Origin of the sequence: Kineococcus gypseus, from assembly GCF_050871305.1 — a bacterium.
Taxonomy (GTDB): Bacteria; Actinomycetota; Actinomycetes; order Actinomycetales; family Kineococcaceae; genus Kineococcus; species Kineococcus gypseus.
Window position 1 is genome coordinate 22901 of the sequence record NZ_JBJLRD010000053.1, and the last position, 7163, is coordinate 30063.

A 7163-nucleotide genomic window follows, 5' to 3' on the forward strand; every position below is an offset into this window, starting at 1 on the left:
CACCCCCTTCAGCAGCGGGCAGTCTCTCATCAACAGGTTCCTGATTCTGAGTGAGGTCGACGTGTCCGCACCCACCACCCCCACCACCCACCCCTCCAGCCACCCCGCCCCCCGGTCCGGGACCGCCGGCTCCCCGGAGCGCGTGCTGGTCACCGGCGCCACCGGCGACATCGGCACCGCCCTCGTCGCCGAGCTCACCGCCCGCGGCGTGCCCTTCCGGGTGCTGTGCCGGCGCACCGCGCAGGTGCGCGCCTTCACCGAGCGCGGCGTCGAGGCCGCCCTGGGCAGCTTCGAGGACGCCGACAGCCTGGGCGAGGCGCTGCGCGGGTGCGAGCAGCTGTTCCTGAACACCCCTCCGGGTCCGGAGCAGTTCCGCCAGAACCGTGACGCGATCGACGCCGCCGTCGCCGCGGGGGTCGGCCACGTCGTCAAGGTCTCCACCTCCGACGCCAACCCCCGCTCGGCCATCCCCTGGGCGCGCGACCACGCCCTGGCCGACGAGCACCTGCGGCGCAGCGGCCTGGCGTGGACGCGCCTGCAGCCGGGCGCGTTCACCAAGAACCTGCTCGTGGAGGCCGCGGCGATCCGCCGCGGGTGGCTGCCGCAGACCAGCGGGCACGGGGCCACGGCCTGGGTGGACGTGCTCGACATCGCCGCCGTCGCCGCCCGCGTGCTGACCGACCCGGGCGTGCGGGGCGGGAGCGGCGAGGACGGCCGCAGCTACGTGCTCACCGGCGACCGTCCCCTGTCCTACCCCGAGGTCGCCGGCATCCTCACCGCCACGCTCGGGCACCGCGTGCGCTACGCGCACGTGCCCGCGCCCGTCTTCTACGGCGTGCTGCGCGCCAGCGGGCTCCCCGCCTGGCAGGCCCAGGGCCTGGTGCGCCAGTTCGTCGACGTCGTGCGCCGCGGGGCCGACGACGGGCGGTTGTGCACCAGCGACGTCCCCGACCTGCTGGGGCGCCCGGCCACGAGCATCGCCGACTTCGCCCGGGCCCACCGCGCCGAGCTCAGCCCCGCCTGAGCGGCGCCCGCCCCGGTGCGCCCCGGCGCCCCGGGGCGGGTGCGGGGCGGGCGCGGGGAGCCGCGGTCAGCGCGAGCGGTACAGGCCCGCGGCGTACCCGGGGCCGTAGTAGCGCTCCAGCTCCTCCAGCGGCTCCCCCGGGCGCTCCAGCTCCCGGGCGATGACCGCGCGGGAGGGCACCGCGCCGGGGTCCCAGGTCTCCTGCTGCCACAGCCGCGAGCGCAGGAACGCCTTGGAGCAGTGGGAGAAGACCTGCTCGACCTCCACGACGAGGGCGAGCACCGGGCGGTGCCCCTGCACGAGCATCCGGTCGAAGAACGGCGCGTCGCTGACGAGGTGGGCGCGGCCGTTGATGCGCAGCGTGTCGCCGCGACCGGGCACGAAGTGGATCAGGCCCACGTGCGGGTTGGCCAGGACGTTGCGGAAGCCGTCGACGCGGCGGTTGCCGGGCCGTTCCGGGATCGCGACGGTGGTGTCGTCCAGGACGAGGGTGAAGCCGGGCGGGTCGCCCTTGGGCGAGACGTCGCAGCTGCCGTCGGCGCCGGAGGTGGCGATCAGGCAGAACGGCGAGGCGGCCAGCCACTGCCGGTCCAGCTCGTGCAGGCGCGTGCGCTCCTTGGCCAGGGCCCGCGGCAGCGGCTCGCCGACCAGCTCGCGCAGCTCCGCTTCGGAGGTCACTCGGCGCACACGGGCATCCTGCCCGACCGGGCCCGCCGGCGCGGCGGGTTCGGCCGCCCCGTCCGCGCGTCAGTGCGCGGCCGCCCCGTGCTCCGCCGTGCGCCGGCGGTGCAGGGTCAGGGTCACGAGCACCACGAGCACCGCGCCGACGACGAGCCCGACCAGCGCGCTGAAGAGGGTGTTGACCAGCCAGCCGACGACCCCGCCGAGGGCGCCGGTCGCCTCGTGCGCGGCCTCCTCGAGGTGGTGCACGAACTCGTACACCGGGTGGAAGCCGAGCTCGTCGCTGCCCACGAGCAGGATGTGCCCGCCGACCCAGAGCATCGCCGCGGTCCCGACGACGGTCAGGAAGGTCAGCAGCTTCGGCATCGCGGCCACCAGGCCGCGGCCGAAGCGGGCGGTGCCGGCGGAGGAGCGCCGGGACAGGTTCAGCCCGACGTCGTCCATCTTCACGATGAGCCCGACGGCGCCGTAGACCACGACGGTGATGAGAGTGCCGACGAGCACGAGGATCGCCAGCCGCGCCCAGAACGTCTCCTCGGCGACCTCGTTGAGCGAGATCACCATGATCTCCGCGGAGAGGATGAGGTCGGTGCGGATGGCGCCGGAGACGATCGTCCTCTCGTCCTTGGGACCGTCGTCGTGCCCGTGCCCGTGGCCGCTGACCTTCGCCCACACCTTCTCCGCGCCCTCGAAGCACAGGTACGCGCCACCCAGCATGAGCAGGGGCGTGAGCAGGGAGTCGGCGAACTGGCTGAGCACCAGGATGACCGGGAGGATGATCAGCAGCTTGTTGCGCAGCGAGCCGACCGCGATCTTCCTGATGATCGGCAGCTCGCGGTCGGGCGTCAGCCCGCGCACGTACTGCGGGGTCACCGCGGCGTCGTCGACGACCACGCCGGCGGCCTTGGCCCCGGCCCGGGCGGCGGCGACGCCGACGTCGTCGACGGAGGCGGCGGCCGCGCGCGCGATGAGCGCCACGTCGTCGAGCAGGGCCACGAGTCCACCGGCCACGGCGGGTTCCTCCCATCGATCGGCGCGCCGGGACGTGCGCCCAGCGCCCTCCCAGGTTGTCAGAGACGGCGTGCGCGTGCCCGGCGCAGCGCCGCGCACCACCTCGCTCCGGGGTACCACCCCCGTCGCGGGCGCGTGCGCGCGCGAGGTCGTGGTGCCGCCGCGAGACGCCCGGGGGCGGGCACCGGTGCGGTGCCCGCCCCCGGCGGTGGTGCTCCCGCCGTCAGACGGCGGGCAGCGTGGAGGTGTCGATGACGAAGCGGTAGCGCACGTCGGAGGCCACGACGCGGTCCCACGCCTCGTTGACCTGCTCGGCGCGGATGACCTCGACCTCCGCGGCGATGCCGTGCTCGGCGCAGAAGTCCAGCATCTCCTGCGTCTCGGCGATGCCGCCGATGTTGGAGCCGGCCAGGCTGCGGCGCGCGGGGATGATCGAGAAGGCGCGCACCGACATCGGGTGCTCGGGGGCGCCGACCTCCACGAGGGTGCCGTTGCGCTTGAGCAGCCCCATGTACGCGTCCAGGTCCAGGGTGGCCGAGACGGTGTTGACGATGAGGTCGAACGAGCCGGCGAGCTGCGTGAAGGTGTCCGGGTCGCTGGTGGCGTGGTAGGCGCTCGCGCCCAGGCGCAGGCCGTCCTCCTGCTTCTTCAGCGACTGCGAGAGCACGGTGACCTCGCAGCCCTTGGCCGCAGCGATCTGCACGGCCATGTGGCCCAGGCCGCCCAGGCCGACGACGGCGACCTTCGTGCCGGGACCGGCGCCCCAGTGGTTCAGCGGGGAGTACGTGGTGATGCCCGCGCACAGCAGCGGGGCGGCCACGTCCAGCTCCAGGCCGTCGGGGATGCGCAGCACGAAGTCCTCGGCCACGACGACCTGCTGGGAGTAGCCGCCGGCGGTGGGGCGGCCGTCGGCGGGGTCGGTGCCGCCGTAGGTGCCCACCATGCCGGTGATGGTGCCGTTGCCGGTGCAGTACTGCTCCTCGCCGTCGCGGCAGGCCTCGCACTCGCGGCAGGAGCCGACCATGCAGCCGACGCCGACGCGGTCGCCGACCGCGTGGCGCGTCACCTCGGAGCCGACCTCGGCGACGACACCGGCGATCTCGTGGCCGACGACGATGGGCCAGGAGACCGGGCCCCACTCGCCGCGGGCGGTGTGGATGTCGGAGTGGCAGATGCCGGCGTACTTGATCTCGATGCGCACGTCCTTCGGGCCGACGTCGCGGCGCTCGATGGTGGTGGGCGCGAGCGGCTCGGTGGCCGAGGGGGCGGCGTAGGCGCTGACGGTGGTGCTCAAGGGGTGTCGTCTCCGTCGTCTCGGTGGTGGTGGTGCGGCGCCCCGGCGGGGCCGGGGGCGCACCGCTCCAGGGTGGACCCGCTACAGGGTGGACCCTGCGGCGGGGGTGTGCTCATCGATCTCCGCCAGCTCCCCGGGCGAGAGGTCGGGACCGGCCAGGGCGTCGAGGTTGGCGTCGAGCTGGGCGACGCTGCTGGCGCCGATCAGCGCCGTGGTGGTGCGCGGCTCGCGCAGCACCCAGCGCAGCGCGAGCTGCGCCAGGCTCTGCCCGCGCGCGGAGGCGACGGCGTCCAGGGCGCGGGCGCGCTCGACGAGGTCCTCGGTGACGTCCGCGGCGGACAGGTACGCGCTGCGCGTGGCGCGCGAGCCCTCCGGCACGCCGTGCAGGTAGCGGTCGGTCAGCCGCCCCTGCGACAGCGGCGAGTACACCGCGATGCCGGCGCCGGCGTCCTCGGCGGCGGCCGCGTCGCCGGCCTCGATCCGGCGGTCGAACATCGAGTACCGCGGCTGCACCAGGGTCAGCGGGGTGCCCAGCTCGCGCAGCAGCTCGGCGACGCGGGCGATGTCGGGGGCGGTGTAGTTGGACACCCCCACGTACAGCGCCTTGCCCGAGCGCACGGCCGCGTCCAGGGCGCCGGCGGTCTCCTCCAGCGGCGTGTCCGGGTCGCGGCGGTGGTGGTAGAAGACGTCGACGTGGTCGAGCCCGGTGCGGCGCAGCGAGGCGTCCAGGGAGGCGAGCAGGTACTTGCGCGAGCCGCCGTCGCCGTAGGGGCCCGGCCACATGTCGTAGCCGGCCTTGGTCGCCACCACGAGCTCGTCGCGGTACGGGGCGAGGTCCTTGCGGAGGACGGCGCCGAAGGTCTCCTCGGCGCTGCCGTAGGGCGGGCCGTAGTTGTTGGCCAGGTCCACGTGCGTCACGCCCCGGTCGAAGGCGCGGCGCAGCACGGCGCGCGCGCCGTCCAGGGGGCGGTCCTCGCCGAAGTTCTGCCACAGCCCCAGCGAGACCGGCGGCAGCAGCAGGCCGCTGCGCCCGGCGCGGCGGTACGTCGCACCGCGGTAGCGGTCGGGGTCGGGGCGCCAGGAGCGGTCGGCGCGGTCCTCGGTGAGCACGGTTCCTCCGGGGGTCGTCGGCCCGGCCGCGGGGCGCGGCGGTGACGGGAGGGTGCCAGGTCGCGCGGGAGCCGGTGGCGGCGGGGGCGCCGGCACCGGTGCGCCCGGTGCGGACGATGCGCCCGGTGCGGGCGGTGCGGGTGGGGTGGAGCGGGCGGGGCGGACGCCCCCGGGGGCGCGCACCCGGGTTTCGGGCCCGTGAACTCTGGGCGCACAGCACCCGGCGCCCTTCCGTCCCGGGCCCGCACGACGCACCCTTGGGTGCGACTGTCCAGCGAGGCGCAGCCGCCGGGGGACCGTCCCGGCGGGGGCCCGTCCCGAGGAGGACCGCGTGATCGAACCGCGCATCGTGCAGCGCCTGCGGGACGCCGCGGAGGACCACCGCGTACGCCCCGAGGCGCCGGTGCGCCTGGAGCTGCTGCTGGCCGACGGCCGCAGCCTCACGGGTGCGCCGCTGGCCGTGGAGGACGGCGCGGTGTGGGTGCAGACCGGTCCCGACGAGGACGCGGCCGTGGTGGAGCTGGAGACGGTGCTGGACCTGCGCGACGTGGACGTGTGCGGAGCGGACGTGCGCGAGCTGGACCTGCGCGGGCCGGCGGTGCCGGCGCAGGACCGCGGCGCCCCGGAGGCGCTCGCCGAGCCCACCGCCGGCTGAGCGCGGCTCAGTCCTCGGCGGGCACCCGCAGGTCCGCCAGCGGCACCCGGCCCTCGACGACGTCGTCGGCGAGGTCCTCCAGCACGCGGTCGCCGGCGTAGGCGCGGGCGCGCAGCAAGGCCAGCGCGTCGGCGGCGTCCACGCCCAGCACCCGCCTCGCCATGCTGACGACCATCCACACCCGCTGCCGGCGCCGGGCGGTGGGCGCGTCCATCCAGGCGGGCTCGCCCGCCTGCACCGGTGCGCCCGGTGCGCCGAACAGCTCCGCGGCGACGAGCGCGGCCACCCGCTGCGCGCCGGCGGCGTCGAAGGCCGCCGGGGGGCGCGCGCCGCGGAAGCACAGGTCCACCACTCCCCCGCGCGCCGGGCCGCGCTCCAGCGGCAGGGCGGCCAGCGACCGGTAGGGGGTGTGGCGGTGCAGCTGGTCGTGCAGGAGCGGCCACGCGCCGCGCAGCTCCGCCGCGCCGACCACCACGGGCACGTCCTCGGCGCCCGCGCGGAACGCGGGCCCCTGCCCCAGCGCGTACTGCCAGCGCTCGGCCGCCGCGGCCCGCCGGTCGCTCGCGCCGACCGGCAGGCGCCACTGCCCCCGGCTGACCACGCTGAGCACCACGCCGTGCACGGGCAGCGCGTCGCGGCAGGCGGCGGCCAGGGCGTCCGGCAGCGCCCGCGGGCCGGCGGCGCCGGACCGCCGGGCCAGCGCCGCCCGGAACCGCTCCACGGGGTCCTCCACGGGCTCGTGCACGGGCTCGTCGACGGGTTCGCGCACGGGGTCCTCCACGGAGTGCTCGGTCCTGCTCAGGAGATGCGCACGCCGGCGCCGCGCATGCGCTTCTTGGCCCGCTGGACGGACTCCTTGAACGCGCGCTGGACCTTCAGGCCCCGGCGCCGGAAACCCAGCACGTCCATGGCCGCCTCCAGCACCGCGGTGTCCTGGGCGCCCGCACCGAGCTGCGCGTAGGCCAGCACCACCGCGGCGTCGACGGCGGCGGCCGGCGTCTGGTCCACGTTGGGGTGAGCGCCGCCCAGCCCGGTGAGGAAACCGTCGACGACCGAGCGGGCGTCGGCCCCGGTGCCGAGGCCGGGCGGGGGTTCCAGCGCGGTGGGCGCCTCGGCGGCGGGTCCGCCGGCGTCGGGGACCACCGGCGCCTCGTCCCGCGCGACGGTCACCGCGCCGGGCGCGCCGGGCGCGCCCGTAGGCTGCTCCGCGCTGTCGCGGGCAGCGCGTTCGGCCTCTTCGCGGGCAGCGCGTTCGGCCTCTTCGCGGGCAGCGCGTTCGGCCTCTTCGCGGGCAGCGCGTTCGGCCTCTTCGCGGGCAGCGCGTTCGGCCTCTTCGCGGGCAGCGCGTTCGGCCTCTTCGCGGGCAGCGCGTTCGGCCTCTTCGCGGG

At 76.3% G+C, this 7163-nt stretch carries 7 protein-coding genes and 1 pseudogene; 2 read left to right on the plus strand and 6 right to left on the minus strand.

What is annotated here, in order from left to right; translation table 11 throughout:
- Positions 1–61 precede the first annotated feature (61 nt).
- The gene (locus ACRYMN_RS17310; protein WP_432497740.1) at positions 62–1024 is read left to right on the plus strand and encodes an SDR family oxidoreductase; all 963 of its coding nucleotides are present in this window, start codon (positions 62–64) and stop codon (positions 1022–1024) included.
- A gap of 66 nt (positions 1025–1090) precedes the next feature.
- Here ACRYMN_RS17310 and ACRYMN_RS17315 read toward each other — a convergent pair whose 3' ends face one another.
- The 4 genes from ACRYMN_RS17315 to ACRYMN_RS17330 form a co-directional block, all read right to left on the minus strand.
- Positions 1091–1711 carry a pyridoxamine 5'-phosphate oxidase family protein gene (locus ACRYMN_RS17315; RefSeq protein WP_432497742.1) on the minus strand — a complete coding sequence of 207 codons (621 nt, stop codon included), beginning with the start codon at positions 1709–1711 and terminating at the stop codon, positions 1091–1093.
- 60 nt (positions 1712–1771) lie between these two features.
- Positions 1772–2716: a DUF808 domain-containing protein gene (locus ACRYMN_RS17320; protein WP_432497744.1), complete on the minus strand. Its 945-nt coding sequence runs from the start codon at positions 2714–2716 to the stop codon at positions 1772–1774.
- 223 nt (positions 2717–2939) lie between these two features.
- Positions 2940–4010 carry an NAD(P)-dependent alcohol dehydrogenase gene (locus ACRYMN_RS17325; protein ID WP_432497745.1) on the minus strand — a complete coding sequence of 357 codons (1071 nt, stop codon included), beginning with the start codon at positions 4008–4010 and terminating at the stop codon, positions 2940–2942.
- An 81-nt stretch (positions 4011–4091) separates the two neighbouring features.
- Entirely contained in the window at positions 4092–5120 is a 1029-nt protein-coding gene (locus tag ACRYMN_RS17330) for an aldo/keto reductase (RefSeq protein ID WP_432497748.1), read from the minus strand.
- 331 nt (positions 5121–5451) lie between these two features.
- On the opposite strand from ACRYMN_RS17330, the gene ACRYMN_RS17335 reads away from it, so the two are divergent.
- The gene (locus ACRYMN_RS17335) at positions 5452–5775 is read left to right on the plus strand and encodes a hypothetical protein (RefSeq protein WP_432497750.1); all 324 of its coding nucleotides are present in this window, start codon (positions 5452–5454) and stop codon (positions 5773–5775) included.
- Between the two features lie 7 nt (positions 5776–5782).
- Here ACRYMN_RS17335 and ACRYMN_RS17340 read toward each other — a convergent pair whose 3' ends face one another.
- Positions 5783–6544: an ANTAR domain-containing protein gene (locus ACRYMN_RS17340; protein ID WP_432497752.1), complete on the minus strand. Its 762-nt coding sequence runs from the start codon at positions 6542–6544 to the stop codon at positions 5783–5785.
- 29 nt (positions 6545–6573) lie between these two features.
- Positions 6574–7163 (minus strand): annotated as a pseudogene (locus ACRYMN_RS17345) (hypothetical protein); the annotation flags it as partial.